Source organism: Bradyrhizobium sp. 25ACV (genome assembly GCF_054863005.1).
Genome location: NZ_JAVAYO010000009.1, coordinates 15062 through 32847 on the forward strand (window position 1 = coordinate 15062; position 17786 = coordinate 32847).

The 17786-nt window shown below is 65.9% G+C and carries 15 protein-coding genes; 9 read left to right on the plus strand and 6 right to left on the minus strand.

Annotated features, from left to right (window positions below):
• Nucleotides 1-68 precede the first annotated feature (68 nt).
• Both RAD04_RS21295 and RAD04_RS21300 read left to right on the plus strand, forming a co-directional pair.
• Nucleotides 69-605, plus strand: coding sequence for a SixA phosphatase family protein (locus RAD04_RS21295; RefSeq protein WP_461625320.1), 537 nt, complete (start codon nt 69-71; stop codon nt 603-605).
• Nucleotides 606-652: 47 nt separating this feature from the next.
• Nucleotides 653-1078: a universal stress protein gene (locus RAD04_RS21300; protein WP_026201824.1), complete on the plus strand. Its 426-nt coding sequence runs from the start codon at nt 653-655 to the stop codon at nt 1076-1078.
• A 949-nt stretch (nt 1079-2027) separates the two neighbouring features.
• Here RAD04_RS21300 and RAD04_RS21305 read toward each other — a convergent pair.
• Nucleotides 2028-2264, minus strand: a complete 237-nt coding sequence (locus tag RAD04_RS21305; protein WP_026201826.1) for a DUF1127 domain-containing protein — start codon at nt 2262-2264, stop codon at nt 2028-2030.
• Between the two features lie 186 nt (nt 2265-2450).
• Here RAD04_RS21305 and RAD04_RS21310 point away from each other — a divergent pair, with 186 nt between their 5' ends.
• Nucleotides 2451-3794 (plus strand): aminotransferase-like domain-containing protein, encoded by a 1344-nt coding sequence (locus RAD04_RS21310; RefSeq protein ID WP_091958895.1) that lies wholly within the window; start codon nt 2451-2453, stop codon nt 3792-3794.
• Nucleotides 3795-3808: 14 nt separating this feature from the next.
• Here RAD04_RS21310 and RAD04_RS21315 read toward each other — a convergent pair whose 3' ends face one another.
• Together RAD04_RS21315 and RAD04_RS21320 are read right to left on the minus strand one after the other, a co-directional pair.
• Nucleotides 3809-4408, minus strand: a complete 600-nt coding sequence (locus RAD04_RS21315) for a YdcF family protein (RefSeq protein ID WP_461625567.1) — start codon at nt 4406-4408, stop codon at nt 3809-3811.
• Between the two features lie 62 nt (nt 4409-4470).
• A complete protein-coding gene (locus tag RAD04_RS21320; protein ID WP_461625321.1) occupies nt 4471-5058 on the minus strand; it encodes a hypothetical protein in 588 nt (195 codons plus the stop codon).
• A gap of 93 nt (nt 5059-5151) precedes the next feature.
• Here RAD04_RS21320 and RAD04_RS21325 point away from each other — a divergent pair, with 93 nt between their 5' ends.
• Nucleotides 5152-5625 (plus strand): hypothetical protein, encoded by a 474-nt coding sequence (locus tag RAD04_RS21325; protein ID WP_461625322.1) that lies wholly within the window; start codon nt 5152-5154, stop codon nt 5623-5625.
• A gap of 23 nt (nt 5626-5648) precedes the next feature.
• On the opposite strand, the gene RAD04_RS21330 is transcribed toward RAD04_RS21325, so the two are convergent.
• The 3 genes from RAD04_RS21330 to RAD04_RS21340 all read right to left on the minus strand — a co-directional run bounded on the left by RAD04_RS21330 (nt 5649) and on the right by RAD04_RS21340 (nt 10358).
• On the minus strand, nt 5649-8048 hold the full coding sequence (locus RAD04_RS21330) for a putative bifunctional diguanylate cyclase/phosphodiesterase (protein WP_461625323.1): 2400 nt from the start codon (nt 8046-8048) through the stop codon (nt 5649-5651).
• A 112-nt stretch (nt 8049-8160) separates the two neighbouring features.
• Nucleotides 8161-9567, minus strand: coding sequence for an MFS transporter (locus RAD04_RS21335; protein ID WP_461625324.1), 1407 nt, complete (start codon nt 9565-9567; stop codon nt 8161-8163).
• Nucleotides 9568-9851: 284 nt separating this feature from the next.
• Nucleotides 9852-10358 carry a YciE/YciF ferroxidase family protein gene (locus RAD04_RS21340; protein WP_091958911.1) on the minus strand — a complete coding sequence of 169 codons (507 nt, stop codon included), beginning with the start codon at nt 10356-10358 and terminating at the stop codon, nt 9852-9854.
• A 430-nt stretch (nt 10359-10788) separates the two neighbouring features.
• Here RAD04_RS21340 and RAD04_RS21345 point away from each other — a divergent pair, with 430 nt between their 5' ends.
• The 5 genes from RAD04_RS21345 (at nt 10789) to kdgD (ending at nt 17781) form a co-directional block, all read left to right on the plus strand.
• A complete protein-coding gene (locus tag RAD04_RS21345; protein WP_018317331.1) occupies nt 10789-11871 on the plus strand; it encodes a lysylphosphatidylglycerol synthase transmembrane domain-containing protein in 1083 nt (360 codons plus the stop codon).
• 86 nt (nt 11872-11957) lie between these two features.
• The gene (locus RAD04_RS21350) at nt 11958-13910 is read left to right on the plus strand and encodes an SGNH/GDSL hydrolase family protein (protein WP_461625325.1); all 1953 of its coding nucleotides are present in this window, start codon (nt 11958-11960) and stop codon (nt 13908-13910) included.
• 414 nt (nt 13911-14324) lie between these two features.
• Nucleotides 14325-15677 carry an MFS transporter gene (locus RAD04_RS21355; RefSeq protein ID WP_461625326.1) on the plus strand — a complete coding sequence of 451 codons (1353 nt, stop codon included), beginning with the start codon at nt 14325-14327 and terminating at the stop codon, nt 15675-15677.
• 124 nt (nt 15678-15801) lie between these two features.
• Nucleotides 15802-16707, plus strand: a complete 906-nt coding sequence (locus RAD04_RS21360; RefSeq protein WP_092261178.1) for a LysR family transcriptional regulator — start codon at nt 15802-15804, stop codon at nt 16705-16707.
• 129 nt (nt 16708-16836) lie between these two features.
• Entirely contained in the window at nt 16837-17781 is a 945-nt protein-coding gene (gene kdgD / locus RAD04_RS21365) for a 5-dehydro-4-deoxyglucarate dehydratase (RefSeq protein ID WP_461625327.1), read from the plus strand.
• The last annotated feature ends 5 nt before the right edge of the window (nt 17782-17786 follow it).

The window sequence follows — 17786 nt, forward strand, 5'->3', positions numbered from 1 at the left end:
GGGCGCTTGTCACCTTGTCCTCACCCGCGTCTGTACATTATCCGCGACCGTAACGATTCGAGAATGCCATGCGCCGTTTGATGCTGCTGCGTCACGCCAAAACCGAGACCGACGCGCCGAGCGGCCGTGACCAGGACCGACGGCTCGACGATCGCGGCCACAAGGATGCCGCCCGGATCGGCGACTGGATCGCCGCCCATCCGCCCTTCCCCGAGACCGTGCTGGTGTCGCACGCCGTCCGGGCCCGGCAGACCTGGGACATCGCCTGGGAGGTGATGAAGGACCGCGTCCCGACGCCGCAGGTCGAGATTCTGCCGGAACTCTACGGCGCCGATCCTGCGCAGATCCTGGAGTCCATTCGCACCGCAACCGCCCCGGCCGACCCGAAGCAATTGCTGCTGGTCGCCCATAATCCCGGCATGCACGAGGCCGCCTTGATGCTGATGGGCGGCGGCGATCATGATGGCGCCAGGGCGCTCAGTGACAATCTGCCCACCGCGGGGCTTGCGATCTTCGACTTTGACGTCAAGGATTGGGGTGACGTGGGCTACCGCCGCGGCAAGCTGGTGCGGTTCACCAGCCCCAAGCTGCTTCGATCGGGATGATCGCGACGGCCGGCAAAACGTGCTGACTGGAAGATTTGGAGGCGCAGATGTTCAAGTCCATCCTCGTGCCCATCGACCTCGCCGACACCGACCTCGCCAAGCCGGCGATCGCGACCGCGGCAACGCTGTCGCAGACCTGGAGCGGCCAGGTGCGCCTGCTCAACGTGCTGCCGATGACGCCGGTGATGCTGGCCGAATACGTGCCGGCCGATTTCGACGAGCAGCAGCGCCAGACCTCGGAAGAAGCCCTCGCCATCGTCGCACGCGAATCCGGCATCGAGGCGTCCCGCATCTCCAGTGTGGTGCGCCAGGGCGGGATCTATCACGAGATCCTGGAGGAAGCCGTGCACATGAAGGCCGATCTGATCGTGATGACCTCGCACCGGCCGGCGATGCGCACCTATTTTCTCGGCTCCAACGCCGGCCACGTCGTGCGCTACGCGAAGTGCTCGGTGCTGGTGGTGAGGCATTGAGGATCGTCATAGCCCGGTCTCGTAGGGTGGGTTAGACGTGCGGACTGCGCGAAGCGCTGACCGCTCGGCGTAACCCACCACTTTATTATCCGCGGCGGCAAAGAGGTGGGTTACGCCTGGGGCTGCACTTCGCGCGGCCCGGGGCTAACCCACCCTACTCGTCTACAATCCCTTGCGTTGCGCGACGGGCAAAACACCCAATACGTCGGTCAATTCGCCCCGCCAAAAATATTCCACTTTACCGAAATTCTGAAATAACGTATTCATCCCCTCAACCCGGCCCAAGGAAGAGGGGCGTATCGCGATCGTCACGAACGCGGGCCGGGCGGCGGTGGACGCAGGTGACATCGGCGCGAAAAGCTTCGCAGGGCAGGCAACTGTGAGCGAAGACCTCGCGCACACGACCGGTGTGATTGGCGTACGGCAAAATCGTGTGGTCCTGACGCCCGGGGTCTGTGCGTCAAGTGTTGCGGTGATGTGGCGGCTCAACTGGGCACGCGCATCAGCCATCCGCAAGGCGACGGGGGCAATAGTGCAACGCTCCCCGGGGAGAGCACGACATAAGCCGTAAAACCACTGCGCAGGGAAGGCCGGGATGTCCTGGCTACACCTGTATGCCGCTGTGCAAACTTCTCACTACAACTTCGCACAGTGGACCTCGGGTGCCAGCGGGCTCCCGGTCTTCCCTGCGCCCTCTTTCAATTATGAGGGTGAAGCGATGAAGCAAAGCTCGGGCGAAATGCGCCGCGAGGCTGACGAACTATGTCTATCGTTGAACAAAGGTCTCGTGCCCCGGACGCCGCGCAGCGCCTCTTCGGCGGTGCGCTGCAGAGCCGGGGCCCATGTGGCAGCACGTGCTGTGGCTTCCTGGGTCCCGGCTCTGCACCGCAACGCCAAGAGCGTTGCGGCGCGTCCGGGACACGGAAGGAGCGAGCGCGTCAGAAGCGCCTCACAGATACCGCGTCAGCTCGGCCTTGACCTGCCCGTAGACGGCGTCCTCGATCTGGCTGCGGGTGATCCCGATGTCGCGCAGGGCGCGGTCGTCGAGTTCGTTCAATGTCTTGACGGCCGAGCGGCGCTCGAGGCGGTTGAACAGCGCATAGGCGCCTTGGGCGAGCGTTGCAAAGAATCCGCCCGTTGAGGATGGGCGTAAACTCCGCCCGGCAGTTTGCGAGATCGTGGTCATGTTTCTTCTCCGGCCTGTTGTCCCGCGCGGCGAAGCAGGTGCCGTTGGCGCCGACGCGGTCAGCGTCTGCACCTCATTTGCCGTCGGATTGCTCTCGCTCTCCTCGGCTCAATCGTGGAACTTGATGGAACTTAAATGCTCCAGTACACTGCTCGGAGCAAGTAAAACATTGCTCTCGGTGCAATAATGTCCAAGTTCGAGTACGTGAAGCTTGCCGATGCCATTGCCTCGGATATCTCTAACGGCACGTTAAGGCCCGGCGATCGGCTGCCGCCGCAGCGCAATTTTGCCTATGACCGCGGCATCGCGGTCTCGACGGCGAGCCGGGTTTATACGGAGTTGCTCCGGCGTGGGCTCGTCGTCGGCGAGGTCGGCCGCGGCACTTTCATCTCCGGCGACATCAGGCGCGAGGTCGAGGCATTGAGCGAGCCGCGCGATGCGCGGATCGATTTCGAGGTGAATTATCCGCTATTGCCGCAGCAATGGGCGATGATCGCCAAGAGCCTTGCGGGGCTGGAGCGCGTCGACGCGCTCGAATCCGCGCTGCGCGTCTCGACCAGCACCGGCACCAAGAGCGCGCGCAATGCGGCCGCCGCCTATCTCGCGCGCAAGGATTTCGCGCCGCAGGCCGAGCAGATCGTCTTCACCGCCAACGGCAAGCAATCGCTCGCGGCCGCGCTCGCGGCGCTGGTGCCCACCGGCGGCCGCTGCGGCGTCGAGGCGCTGACCTACCCTTACGTCAAGAGCATCGCGGCGCGGCTCGGCATCACGCTGGTCCCGATTCCCATGGACGAATTCGGAGCACGTCCCGATGCGATCCAGAAAGCGCATCGCGAGGCGCACCTGTCGGCGCTGTATCTCCAGCCCATCATCCAAAACCCGCTCGGCGTCACCATGAATGCGACCCGGCGCGCCGACATCATGCGCGTCGCCGAAAAGCTCGACCTCACCATCATCGAGGACGCCGTCTACGGCTTCCTCGCCGACGACACGCCGCTGGCTGCGCTCGGCCCGGACCGTTGCATCGTGCTCGACAGCCTGTCCAAGAAGGTCGCGCCGGGCCTTGCGCTCGGCATCCTCGTGGCGCCGCCGCACTTGCGCGAAAGCGTGATGAGCGCGGTCCGCACCGGCGGCTGGATCGCCTCGGGCCATGCGCTGGCGGCCGGCCAGCGGCTGATGGCCGACGGCACCGTCGCCGAGCTGACACGGCTCAAGCGCATCGACGCCGTGCGGCGACAGCAGACCGCGGCAAGGCTGCTCGCGGGCTACCAGCACGCCGCCGATCCGCGCTCCTACCATCTCTGGCTGACGCTGCCGTCGCACTGGCGCTCGCAGACCTTCGTCGCGGCCGCGGCCCGGCGCGGCATCGCGCTGACGCCCTCCTCCACCTTTGCGATCGCCCACGGCCATGCACCGAATGCGGTGCGCCTCGCCCTCGCCCCGCCCACCTTCGAGCAGCTCGATTCCGGCCTGCGCACCATCGTGTCGCTGCTCGGCACCAAGGAAGAGGATTTCGACTCGACCGAGTAGCGCGCTGAGGCCTCTCAGGCCTCCGGCCACTCCGCGATGAAGCCCTTCGCCTTGTACGGCTCGATCTTGTCCCATTCGTGCAGTATGCGGCGGCAAAATTCGGCGTCGGTGTGCCAGAGCGCACGCGGCGTCGCGAAACTGTCGACGGTGAGAAGCATCTTCGTCACCTCCGGCCAATGCCGGTGCAGCGTCATCGGATAGCGCCGCGCGGTCCAGGTATTGCCAAGGCAGATCACGCTGCGAAGTTTCGAAAGGCCCAGCGCCGCATCGATGATCGGCAGCGAGAAGATCACGTTCTCGCCGGTGTTCATTGCGCGATGCTCTTCGAGGACAAGTTCCGCCGGAATGCCCGCTTCGACCATCGCCGCCTTGATGATCGTGCACTCGGATTGCTCCGAGCCCGGCGTCACGCCGCCGCTGACAATCGACCAGCGGAAATAGCCCCCGCGCCACAGCCGCGCGGCGGTGTCGGCGCGCAAGCCGACGTCCTCGCGGGTGCCGAACATGAACAGCAAGTCGGCGGGCCGGAGCGGCGTATCGATCAGATGGGTGCGGTTGATTCCGGTGATCTCATCTGCCGTCGGCAGACGCGTGCTGCGGTCCATCACTGACATCGCGGCACGATGCGACATGGACGCGGTTGCGCGAAGTCAATTTTGATTGCGACCGATTGCACCTAAGGCAGCAAGGCCTTAGGCACCTGATCGAAGCTGTATCTCTGCGGCTGGTTGCGCCGCACGAAGCCGCCGACCTGCCAGGCGAACAGCGCGGCAAAGCCGAGGATGAACAGCGCGCCGGCGAACTCGCCGCTCACGAGGGCTCGGATCAACAGGCCGACCATCGCCACCGTCAGCACCACCAGGAATGCCAGCACGGCCGCATAGGCCGGGCGGCCGAGCCCCGCCGTCAGCACCGCGCGGCTGCCCGCCTTCGCCATCCGGGCGTGCAGCGCGAGGATGAACGCGCGAAAGCCGTTGTCCTGCGGCGCCATCAGCGCCGCGGTCTGCCAGCTCGTCGACAGGATCGCGATGCGGCGGCCGCTGCTGTGGCTGACATCGGCGCGAAAGCGGTGCTGCTGCATCGACACCGGGCGGAACGACAGCCGGATCGCGCTGATCTCGTCATAGGGCCACAGCGAGGTGCGGCCGCCGATGTGCCAGGACAGCCCCTGCTCGGTCAGCTCGAAGCGATGCGCCGACCCGATCAGCGACGCCTTGTAGGCATAGCTCGTGACCGACGCGGTCTCAGCTTCCGACCCCTGCATCCTGACAATCGATCCCGTCCGCGCCATCCCGTCTGCGCAATCCCGCCCGCGATCCGCTTGCGCGATCGCCCTCGCCCATCCTACAAGCGAGGCATGGCTGAGACGACCTTTTTTCCGCGCCGCCTGATTCTCGGCGCCGCCGTGATATCAGGCGTGCTGCTCGCGCTCGCGGTGCACATGCTGGGCGCGCGCTACGGGCTCGACCTCGGCGGTCTCTGGCGCTTCGACACGCATGAGTTCATCCCGGCGGGCGCGGCGATCGCGTGGTGGCTGATCGCGACCGTCGGCTTCTCCGGCGGCTATTTCACCGCGACGTTGATGCAGAGCGCCGTCTCCGGCCAGATCCCGCAACGGATGCGGCAGTTCCTGATCGCGGTCGGCGTGCTGCTGCTCGCGGGTGCCGGCCAGGTGGCTTCGGCGCCGAGCCCGATCCCGACCGTCTCGGGCGTGCTGGCCGGGCTCGCCGCGCTGTGCCTCGGCGCCGTCATGGCATTCTGCGGCGCCCATTTCGCGCTGCGCCGCAGCTGGAGCGTGATCCGGAAAAGTGCGAAGCGGTTTTCCGAATAGATCATGCTCAAACAATAGGGTCCTCAGGCCGACGCAAGCAGCCGCGGGCGGTTGAGCATCACCGCCACGTCGGAGGCGGGCCGCGGCTTGCTGAACAGATAGCCCTGCGCCTGGGTGCAGCCTTCGCGCCTGAGCAGCTCGAGCTGCGTGTCGTTCTCAACGCCTTCCGCGGTGGTGACGATGCCGAGGCTGCGGCCGAGACCGGTCACGGCGCGGATGATGGCCATGGAATCCTCGCGCGTCGCCAGCTCCGACACGAAGGAGCGGTCGATCTTGATCTTGTCGAACGGAAAGCTGCGCAGATAGCTCAGCGACGAATAGCCGGTGCCGAAATCGTCCAGCGAGATGCGCACGCCCATGGCGCGCAGCTCGTGCAGCGTGGTCAGCGTCGCCTCGCTGTTCTGCAGCAGCACGGATTCGGTGATCTCGAGCTCGAGACGGCGCGCGTCGAGTCCCGAGGCGGCCAGCGCCGCGATCACGGATGCGATCAGGTTCGGATTCTTGAACTGCACCGGCGACAAATTGACGGCGAGGTCGACATCAGCGGGCCAGGTGGCCGCATCGATGCAGGCCGATCGCAGCACGAATTCACCGAGCTGGACGATCAGACCGGTCTCCTCGGCCAGCGGGATGAAGTCGATGGGTGCGATCAGGCCGCGCTGCGGATGGTTCCAGCGCAGCAGCGCCTCGAAGGCGACGACGCGGCCGCTGGCGACGTCGCGGATCGGCTGGTAATACGCCTCGAACTCGTCGCGCTGCACCGCGGCGCGCAGGTCCATTTCCAGGAGGCGCCGCGCCTGCGCGCGTGCATCCATGCCGGTCTCGAAGAAGCGATAGGTGCCGCGGCCATCCGCCTTGGCGCGGTAGAGCGCGAGGTCGGCGTTTTTCAACAGCTCGCTCGGATCGCTGCCGTCCTGCGGCGACAGCGAGATGCCGATCGAGACGCCGATCACGATCTGATGGTCGTCGATCTCGTAGGGTGCCGAGATGACCTCGACGAGGCGGCCGGCGAGCGATCTCGCAGCGGTTTCCTCGGAACGACCGATCTGGACCACGGCGAACTCGTCGCCGCCCAGTCGCGCCACCGTGTCGCTTTCGCCGACGGCGGCCGTCAGCCTGCAGCCGACCTCCTTCAGCAGCGCATCGCCGATGGGATGACCGAGCGAGTCGTTGATGTCCTTGAAGTGATCGAGATCGAGACAAAGCACCGCGAGCTGATCGCCCGACCTGGTGCGGCGCAGTCCCTGCTCGAGCTGCTCGTGGAACAGCACGCGGTTCGGCAGGCTGGTCAGCGCGTCATGGCGCGCCATGTGCGAGATCTTGGCCTGCGCCTCGAGCCATTCGGTGATGTCCTCGAAGGTCGCGACCCAGCCGCCGCCCTGCATCGGCTGGTTGACGACACGGATGGAGCGGCCGAACCGGCTGACGATGTCGGTCGTGGTGCGGCCCTCGCGCGCGTCGGCGACGAGGCGGGCGAAGAATTGATCCGCATCGCCCTGCCACTGGCCCTTGGCCTGCTCCTCCCTGAGCACGTCGACCAGCAGGCGGCCGGTCAGCGCGATGTCGGTGCGACGAAGCATGGCGGCATAGCGCTCGTTGAACAGCATGATCTTGCCGTCGGCATCGAACATGCACAGACCCTGCGACATGTTCTCGAGCGCCGTATCCAGCACCATTTGCTGGGCGCCCAGTTCGCCCTTGGCGCGGCGGTCGAGCAGCGCAGCCACGAGCGCGATCGCGATGATCGCGACCGCGGCGCTGGCCGTGAGGAAGGACAGCGAGGCCGGCGGGATCGACAGGCCGCCGATCGCGAGCGTCGGATCCGGCGTCAGCAGCACCGCACCCATGGCGGTAAAATGATGCGCGACGATCGCGACGGTCAGCAGGACCGTCGCGGTCAGTGCATGGAAGAGGTCGTCGCGCCGCGCGGCCACGAACAATGCAAGTGCCGCAAAGACGATTCCTGACAGCACCGAAACGGCGACCGTGGTTCCGATCCAGTCCACACGCGCCGGTAGCTCCAGCGCCGCCATGCCGGTGTAGTGCATCGCCGCGACCCCGGTGCCGACGATGGCGCCGCCGAGGACGATCCACACCGCCCGCAAGGACGATACGGCGATGCTCAGCCCCACGAAGGTCACGGAGATCGCAAAGATCAACGACAGGATCGTCACCGGGATGTTGTAGGCGCCGGCGCCGCCCGGCCCGTAGGCGAGCATCGCGATGAAATGGGTCGCCCAGATGCCGCAGCCGCTGACGGCGGCGTCGAGGCCGAGCCAGGCCAGCCGTCCGACGCCGTTGGTCGCGCGCGCCCGGTGGAACAGGCTGATCGCCGCCGCGCTGGCGAGCAGACACACCGCGCCGCCAAGCGCGACGAGCCGCCAATCGTGCTCTTCGGTGAGACAGTAGAGAACTTGATACATCGCGGGCCCCTATGGACCCGCAGTTGAACCAACAGAGGTGGACAGGTGGTAACTGGCTACGCGCCTGTTGCGGCAATGGTGAACGGAAGATGTGCCCATTCACTCGGATTGTTCATCCTCGCGCCGGCGCACCGAGGCCGATCGCGACGGCAGCGAGCAGCAGGACGGATGCGGACACGACCAGCGACAGATGCAGCCCCGCCATGAACGCCCCCTCGGCGGCCACCAGCGAACCGAACAGCGCGACGCCGAGGACGCTGCCGGTCTGCCGCGTCGCGTTCAGGACCCCCGCGGCGATGCCGGAGCGCGCTTTGTCGACACTGCCCAGCAAGGTCGAGGTCAGCGGCGGAACCAGCAGCCCAAGTCCGCCGCTGATCGCGATCATCTGCGCGAAGATCGCCCAATAACTGGTATCGGCTTCGATCCACAGCAGACCGAGGCAGCCGAGCGCCGACACGCTGGCACCGACCACGATGGTCGGGCACGGGCCGATGCGCTCGGCGAGGCGCGGCGCCAGCAGATTGACCGGCAGCACGGCCGCCATCATCGGCACGAAGGCGAGCCCGGTCCACCACGCCGACAGCCCGTTGATCCGCTGGAAGTACAGGCTGAGCACGAAGATCAGGCCGTAGATCGCGATATTGACGAGCAGACCGACGAGCGAGGTCAGCGCGAACAGCCTCTGGCCGAACAGCGACAGCGGCAGCATCGGCTGAGCCGCGCGGCTCTCGCGCCAGATGAAGAGCACGGCGAGACCCACGGCCCCGACGAAGGCTGCGATCACGGCCGGATGATCCCACCCGAGCGCACCGCCTTCGATGATCGCGCCCGCCAGCGCCCCCAATGCCCCGATCGCGGCCAGCTGGCCGGGCAGATCGATCTCGCGCGAGCGGGCCCGCGTGGTCTCGCTGGCGTAGCGCCAGCTCAGCCACAGGCCGGCGAGCCCGATCGGCAGATTGACCAGGAAGATCGCGCGCCAGCCGACCAGCGTGATCAGCGCGCCGCCGACGAAGGGGCCGGCGGTGAGCGCAAGGCTCGCTCCGGCAGCCCAGACCGCGACGGCGCGGCCGCGCGCACGCTCGTCCGGATAGGCATGATTGAGTAGCGCGAGGGAATTCGGCACCAGGATCGCCGCCGCCAGCCCCTGCACCAGCCGCGCTGCGATCAACACGGTCGCATTGGGAGACAGCGCGCAGGCGAGCGAGGCCGCGGTGAAGATGGCGAACCCCGCCATGAAGACTCGCTTGGCGCCGATGCGGTCGCCGAGCGCGCCTGCGGTCAGGATGAAGGCGGCAAACGCGATGGTGTAGGCGCTGACGACCCATTGCAGCTCGGCGACACCGCCGCCGAGCGTCCTGCCCATCGCATCGAGTGCGGTGTTGACGATGGTGACGTCGAGCTGCACCACGCCATAGCCGAGGCTCATCGCGGCGAGCGTGAGCGAGGTCGCAAGACGCGAACCGGCACGCGACGCGCCGGCGGCGTCGAAGGTTTCATATTTGATGATGTTTGCGCGCATGCTGCCACCTCGATCGCAGCCCCATGCGGAATATAGGCGGCCGGCCCGCTGTCATGCTTCGACAACGGACGAAGGATGGATGTGTAGCGATCCGCCTACTTCACATTCGATGTCATCGCCCGCGCAGGCGGGCGATCCAGTACGCCGGGGCGGACATTGCGAAATCCAATCGGCGCCGCGGAGTACTGGATGCCCCGCTTTCGCGGGGCATGACACCGGATGGTGGAGAAGCAGAAGCGCCACGCAGATAACCGCGCGGCGCCTCGATCATCGCGTCTCTTCCTTTAGCTCGCCGCGCGCAGATTGACCTTGCTCTCGGCGAGTGTGGTCAGCTTCTTGTCGGTCGCCTTCTCCTCCTCCAGCGTCTTGGCGAGCACGGTCGCGCAGTCATTGCGGCCGAGCTGCTTGGCCCAGGCAATCAGGCTGCCGTAGCGTACGATCTCGTAATGTTCGGCGGCCTGTGCCGCGTTGATCAGGGCGGCGTCGAGCACCGCCTTGTCGGCGACTTCGCCGGCGGTCTCGTCGGCCTCCTCGATGATGCCGTCGATCGCCGGACAATCGACCGCCTTCACGGGGACGCCGTGCATCTTGAACACTTCTTCGAGCCGCGCGACGTGCTGCTTGGTTTCTTCGAGGTGCGTCAAAAAGCCCTGCTTCAGCTGCGGATCGGTGGCCTTACTGGCCATCTTCGGCAGCGCCTTGGTCAGCTGCTGCTCAGCGTAATAGATGTCCTGGAGCTGGTGCACGAACAGATCGTTCATGGTCTTGATGTCTTTTGTGAACAGTCCCATCGTTCCATCCTCTTTCGGTTTTGTGGAACACGAAGGCCGCGGCTTGCACGAAAAGCCGCTTATTCCGCCATGTTCGGTTGCTGATGGGGCCCAACGAGCACGCCGCATCGACGTTCCAAAAAGACCCGGTCTCGCTTGCGCTGGAACAATGCGGACCGCGCCGGCATCTGAAATCATGTCGGCATACGAAACGCGCGGGGCCGAGCCGGTTTCACGACTCATATGCTTAACGCGCCGCCGATGTGAACCGCGTATGACAAAAGTGACCGGTCCGATGCAGAACCAATTGTTGTCAAGGGCTGCACAAGCCGGTGTTTTTGCCTTAAATGAGCTGGATCATGCCCAGCGATCGATGCCTGCTTTTGGCCGTGATCGTACCCGACTGGCCAATGTCTGGCCCGGTCGGTCTTGCCCCCCGCCGGGAGGATGAATGCACGGACTGCTGCCCGCGCTGCAACGCGGCTTCAAGAGATGGATCGGCTGGCGACGGCTCGGAGTAGCCGCGAGCGTCTTCATCATCGCCTTCGCGATCACCTCGCTGGTGCGAACCCTCAAGGGCATCGATACCGGGGTCATCCTGACCGCGTTAACCGAGATTCCCCGCGGGAGCATCGGGCTGGCGGCGATCTGCGTGTTCTTTGCGTTCTGTACGCTGACCTTCTACGATTTTTTTGCACTGCGAACGATCGGCAAGAAGCACGTGCCGTACCGCATTGCGGCGCTCTCCAGCTTCACGTCCTATTCGATCGGCCACAACATCGGCGCCACGGTCTTCACCGGCGGCGCGATCCGCTTCCGGATCTATTCGGATTACGGGCTGAACGCGATCGACGTCGCCAAGATCTGCTTCCTGTCGGGACTGACCTTCTGGCTCGGTAACATCTTCGTGCTCTCGATCGGCATGGCGATCCATCCGGATGCGGCGTCCTCGATGGACCAGCTCCCCTCCTCGATCAACCGGCTGATCGCGCTCGGCGGCCTCGCCTCGATCGGCGCCTATCTGGTCTGGCTGTGCATGGGCGAGAAGCGGCGCGAGCTCGGCCAGAAGGGCTGGAAGGTGGTGCTGCCGTCGGCGCCGCTGACGCTGGTCCAGATCCTGATCGGGGTGGTCGATCTCGGCTTCTGCGCCACGGCGATGTACCTGCTGATGCCGGCCAATCCGCCGATCGACTTCATGTCGCTGGCCGTGGTGTTCATCCTGGCGACGCTGCTCGGCTTCGCCAGCCATGCCCCCGGCTCGATCGGCGTGTTCGATGCCGCCATGCTGCTGGCGCTGCCCGAATTCGGCCGCGAGCAGCTTCTGGCGACGCTGCTGGTGTTCCGCCTCCTCTATTTCGTGATCCCGTTCGGCCTTGCCATCTCCATCATGGGCACGCGCGAGCTCTGGATGAACGTGGTCGAGCCCTGGCAGGAGCGGCGGCGGCTGGCGGAGGCCTGCGCGCAGGCCAATCTGCCCAAGCAGGTGACGCCGATGGAGCGCGAGCGGATACTGCGGCAGGCCAACAAGCGGTAGGCCGCGATCTGGACCCGGAGGGGTTGCGGCCGGCAGAGCAATGCTCTCTTATTTCCGCCTCAACTTTGCCGTTGAAGACGCGGGCCATGATCCCTGTATTCCTTCGTACCCTTTCCGCAGGCGCCCTGTTGCTTGCCGGGATTCTGACGGCCATGCCGCCCGAGCGCGCGAGCGCTCAGGACGCCGGCGCCCTGCAGATCAATTGGGAGGTGCGTAACCGCTTCCGGCTGTTCCGCGAGGAGCGCGACTTCCTGCTCCATGTCGAGAACGCCCGCAACCGCAGCATCCTCGCCGCCGAGCAATCGCTGGAGCTCCAGAGCGAGGGCCGCGGCTGGGCGCGCAACATGGTCAACCGGCTCTGCATCGACCTCCAGGGCCGGGTCAACCAGCCCTGCACCCGCGACAACACCAAGGAAAACTACCTCACCCCCATCGATCACCCCGTCACCGTCCGTCTCGTTGGCGCGGTGCCGGTCGGCGCCACCTGCGCCTGGTCGTTCGATGACGGCGACGGGCCGCAACAATCGACCTTCGACTGCGCCGAGCCGATCAATCTGCGCGTCCGCTACGGCAAGCAGACGGTCGCGACCGTCGACGTCTCCTCCGGCTCCGATCCGACCCAGCGCGTCCAGACCGAGATCCAGGTGCGCGACATCTTCGTCGCCGGCCTCGGGGACAGCATCGCCTCCGGCGAGGGCAATCCGGACCGGCCGCTGGCGCTGTCGGACGAAGGATTTTGCTTCCGCTCCTATCTGGGCACCGCCGGCGCGCAGTACTACCGGCCGAGCCGCCACGGCTTCAAAGGCGGCCGCGCCTGCGAGGCGCCGGACACGCTCGCCAACTGGCAGCGCTACAGCGCGCTCTGGTTCAACTCGCCCTGCCACCGCTCGCTCTATAGCTACCAGACGCGCACCGCCCTCGCACTCGCGGTGCGCTACACCCACATCGCAGTGACCTACCTGCCGCTCGCCTGCACCGGCGCCAGCATCGGCGACGGCCTGCTCGGCTCGCAGCGCGCCCGCGAATGCCCGCCCGGCAAGACCGGTGTCTGCAACACCAGCGTGAACGCCCAGGTCGCCGAGTTGCGCGAGGCGCTCACCGCGGCGAAGAAACGCCAGCCCGACCGCACGCTCGATCTCGTGCTGCTCTCGGTCGGCGCCAACGACGTCTATTTCTCCGGCCTCGTCGCCGACGTGATCGTCGAGACCGCGACCGAGCGCGCGCTGTTCCGCCGCTCCGGCGTGATGGCGAGCGTCGACGATTCCCGCGATGCGCTGGCGCGCGAACTGCCGCAGAATTTCGTCAAGCTGCGCGAGGCGCTCAAGCCGCTGGTCGGGGGCGACCTCTCGCACGTCGTCTATGTCTCCTACGCCAACCCCGCGCTCGCCGATGGCGGCGTACCCTGCCGCGGCGGCCGGGCCGGCTTCGACATCCATCCGGCCTTCAACGCCGATCCGCAGCGCCTTGCCCGCGTCTCGACCTTCGTCGATACCGAGTTCTTGCCGCAGCTGAAGGGGCTCGCCACCTGCACCCGCGGCGCGCTGTGCCGCGAGCCCGAAGCCGACCGCATGACGTTCGTCGATGCGCATCAGGCCGCGTTTGCCGATCACGGCTTCTGCGCCCATTCCGGCAACGACCCCGAATTCGACCGCAGCTGCTTTGCCGAGAACGGCCAAAGCTTCAATCCAGACATCGTGAGCGCGGCGAGCCAGCCGATGCTGTGCGGCCGCGGCGCCTCGGAATACCGCGCCTATTTGCCCCGCGCGCGCTGGATCCGTGACGCCAATGACAGCTATTTTGCCGCGATGACCTATCCGCAGGGATTGCCGGCGGCGAGCCAGCCGACCGACATTCACGACGCGACCTGGGGCGTGCTCTCCGCCGTCTATGGCGGCGCGGTGCATCCGAGCGCAGAAGGGCATGCGGCGATGGCGGATGCGGCACTGCCGGCCGCGAGCGCGGTGCTTGGACTGGACGCAGTGCCACCGGGCGTCACGCGGGGATTTCTGCCGCAGCTGTTGCCGAGCGCAAAGCAGTAGCGCGCGCGAAGACCCATTTTACGAGTCGTAGCCCGGATCAGCGCAGCGACATCCGGGGCCACTCTCCCCGCATATCGCTTCGCTCATGCGGCTACGCGCAACGTCCTCGCACTCGGTGTCGTCGCCCGGCTTGACCGGGCGATCCAGTACGCCGTGACGGCAGCGATTGAATCGAGCAGCCACGGCGTACTGGATTCCCCGCCTTCGCCTTCGCGGGGAATGACAGCGGAGTGCTTGGGGCTCGCACATCACCATCGCTCGCACATTCACTCCGCACCAGCATCGTTCCCCGCTACCTGCCGTTTCATCAATCCAAAAACGGTATCGATCGATACCCCCTTGAGCTTGGACACTTTGCCGCGCGCGCCTCTAGGAGTCGGATCGAGGAAACATTTCGACTTGAGGAGGCGCCTGATGAGCGCAGTAGTGTCCGCAGCGGACGTGAGAAGGTCTCGCGTCAGGCTGCTCATCGTGACCATGTTGTTCCTGGTCACCACCGTCAATTATGCCGACCGCGCCACGCTGTCGATCGCAGGCCCGGCGCTGTCCAAGGAGCTGCATCTCGATCCCGTCGCCATGGGCTGGATCTTCTCGGCGTTCGGCTGGTCCTATGTCGCGGCGCAGGTCCCGGGCGGCTGGCTGCTCGACCGTTATGGCTCGCGTCTCGTCTATGCCTTCAGCATCATCATCTGGTCGCTGTTCACGCTGATGCAGGGCTGGGTCGGCTTCCTCAGCGCCGGCACGGCTGTTGTCGTGCTGTTCGCGCTCCGCCTCCTGGTCGGCGTCGCGGAAGCGCCCTCCTTCCCCGCCAACGCCCGCATCGTCGCAGCGTGGTTTCCGGGCAACGAGCGCGGCACCGCATCGGCCTTCTTCAACTCGGGACAGTATTTCGCCACCGTCATCTTCGCGCCGCTGATGGGCTGGATCGCGCACGCCCATGGCTGGCGCTTCGTGTTCTTCGTGATGGGCGCGCTCGGCATCGTCATGGGCTTCGTCTGGCTCAAGACCATCTACGGCCCGAAGGAGCATCCTTCGATCAACGATGCCGAGTTCGACTACATCAAGGAAGGCGGCGCGCTGGTCGATCTCGACGCGCCCAGGAACGATCAGCTGCGCGAGCGTGCGCAACAGGCCGGCTCCGGCTGGGACCACATCCGCCAGCTGCTCTCCAACCGCATGATGCTCGGCGTCTATCTCGGCCAGTATTGCATCAACACGCTGACCTATTTCTTCCTGACCTGGTTCCCGGTCTATCTGGTCAAGGAGCGCGGCCTGTCGATCCTGCAGGCCGGCTTCGTCGCGACGCTGCCGGCTTTGTGCGGCTTCATCGGCGGCGTGCTCGGCGGCATCATCTCCGATGCGATCCTGCGCAGGACCGGCTCGCTGACCATGGCGCGCAAGATTCCGATCGTCGGCGGCATGCTGCTGTCGATGTCGATCATCGCCTGCAACTATGTCGACGGACAGGCGCTGGTAGTCGGCTTCATGGCGCTCGCCTTCTTCGGCAAGGGCATCGGTGCGCTCGGCTGGGCGGTCGTCTCCGACACCTCGCCTAAGGAAGCCGGCGGCGTCTCCGGCGGCCTGTTCAACACCTTCGGCAATCTGTCCTCGATCACCACGCCGATCGTGATCGGCTACATCCTGGCCGCGACCGGCTCGTTCAACGGCGCGCTGGTGTTCGTGGGCCTCAACGCGCTGGTGGCGGCGTTCGCCTATCTCGTCATCGTCGGCAAGATCGAGCGGGTGACGCTCAAACGTTCCTCCTGAGGGCTCCCGATGGGAGCTTGACCAGGCAACTCAACGGCGGCCCAAAAAGCCGCCGTCTTTGTTTTGGGGATGATCGATGCTAGAAGTACCGGGGAAACGCCTTATCCATCTAAGGCATGTATCGATGTTCGACCTCAACCAGCTCCGCTGTTTCGTCACGGTGGCGGAGGAATTGCATTTCGGCCGCGCCGCGACGCGACTGAACATGACCCAGCCGCCGCTGTCCCGGCAGATCCAGGTGCTCGAGCACATCATCGATGCGCCGCTGCTGGAGCGCACCAGCCGCTCGGTGCGCCTCACCCCGGCGGGGCGCAGCTTTCTGCCGGAGGCGCGGCGCATCCTCAAGCTTGCCGAGAGCGCCTCGCAGGTCGCCCGCCGCATCGCGCTCGGCAAGACCGGCTCGCTGAAGATCGGCTTCACCGCGGCCGCGGCGTATGGCTTCCTGCCCGAACTGGTCGCGGCCTGCCGCGCAAAACTGCCCGAGGTGGATTTCTCGCTGAAAGAGATGGTCTCGGGCGACCAGTTCGAGGCGCTGACCTCGGGCCAGATCGACGCCGGCCTGCTGAGGCCGCCGATCGCACGGCCCGAGCTCACCAGCCGCCGCGTCGTCGCCGAGCCCCTGCTCGCCGCGATCCCGAAGAAGCATCCGCTGGCGAATGCCGACAGCATCACCATCAAGGATTTCGACGACCAGCCCTTCGTGATGTATTCGCCCTATGAGAGCCGCTACTTCCACGATCTCCTGGTGGCGCTGTTCACCCGCGCCGACGTGCTGCCGCGCTACGTCCAGCATCTGAGCCAGATCCACTCGATCCTCGCCATGGTGCGCGCCGGCCTCGGCCTTGCCATCGTGCCGGCGGCGGCTGCGAGCCTGAAGATTTCCGACGTGCGCCTGCGCCCGCTGAAGCTGCGCACGCGCGTCCCCGTCGAGCTGTTCATGGTCTGGCGCCGCGACGACGAGAATCCGCTGCTGTCGGCGCTCGTCAAAATCGCCGGCGAACTGGCCTCTGCGGAGCCATCCGAAGATTGATGCTGATTTCGCATCGGTCGATATAGGCTTTGGCTTGGACCCGCATCGAACGGTCTCCTAAACCACGGCGCATGGACGCGCAGCCTTCTGCTTGCGTCCTCCACAACACGCAATGAGGGAGCCGCGCCCATGAGCAAGATGACCCCGCAGGAAATGGCCCAGAAGATCGGATCTGGCCTCCTGTCTTTCCCCGTCACGCCCTTCAAGGCTGACTACTCCTTCGACGAGGCGACCTATCGCGCCAACATGGACTGGCTGTGCGGCTACGACGTCGCAGGCCTGTTCGCCGCCGGCGGCACCGGCGAATTCTTCTCGCTGACGCCGACCGAGGTCCCTGAAGTCGTCAAGGTCGCCGTCGACGAGACCAAGGGCCGCGTGCCCGTTCTCGCCGGCACCGGCTATGGCACCGCGATAGCCCGCGAGATCGCAATCGGCGCGGAGAAGGCCGGCGCGGACGGCCTGCTGCTGCTGCCGCCCTACCTCACCCACTCCGAGCAAGAGGGTCTTGCCGCCCATGTCGAGGCGGTCTGCGCTGCCGTGAAGATCGGCGTCATCGTCTACAACCGCGACAACGCGATCCTGCAGCCCGACACGCTCGCGCGGCTTGCCGAGCGCTGCCCGAACCTCGTCGGCTACAAGGACGGCATCGGCGACATCGAGCTGATGACCCGCGTCTACACCAAGCTCTGCGATCGTCTCACCTATGTCGGCGGCCTGCCGACCGCGGAGACCTTCGCGCTGCCCTATCTCGACATGGGCGTGACGACCTATTCCTCGGCCGTGTTCAATTTCGTGCCGGAATTCGCCACCAACTTCTACGCCGCGGTGCGCAAGCGCGACCATGCCACGATCCAGGCCGGGCTGAAGGACTTCATCCTGCCACTGATCGCGATCCGCAACCGCAAGAAGGGCTATGCCGTCTCGATCATCAAGGCCGGCATGAAGGTGATCGGCCGCGACTCCGGCCCGGTCCGCCCGCCGCTCACCGACCTCACCGAGCAGGAGATCGCCGAAGTGACCGCGCTGGTGAAGAATCTGCCCGCCATCCGATCGACACAACAAGCGGCAGAATAGGCCGA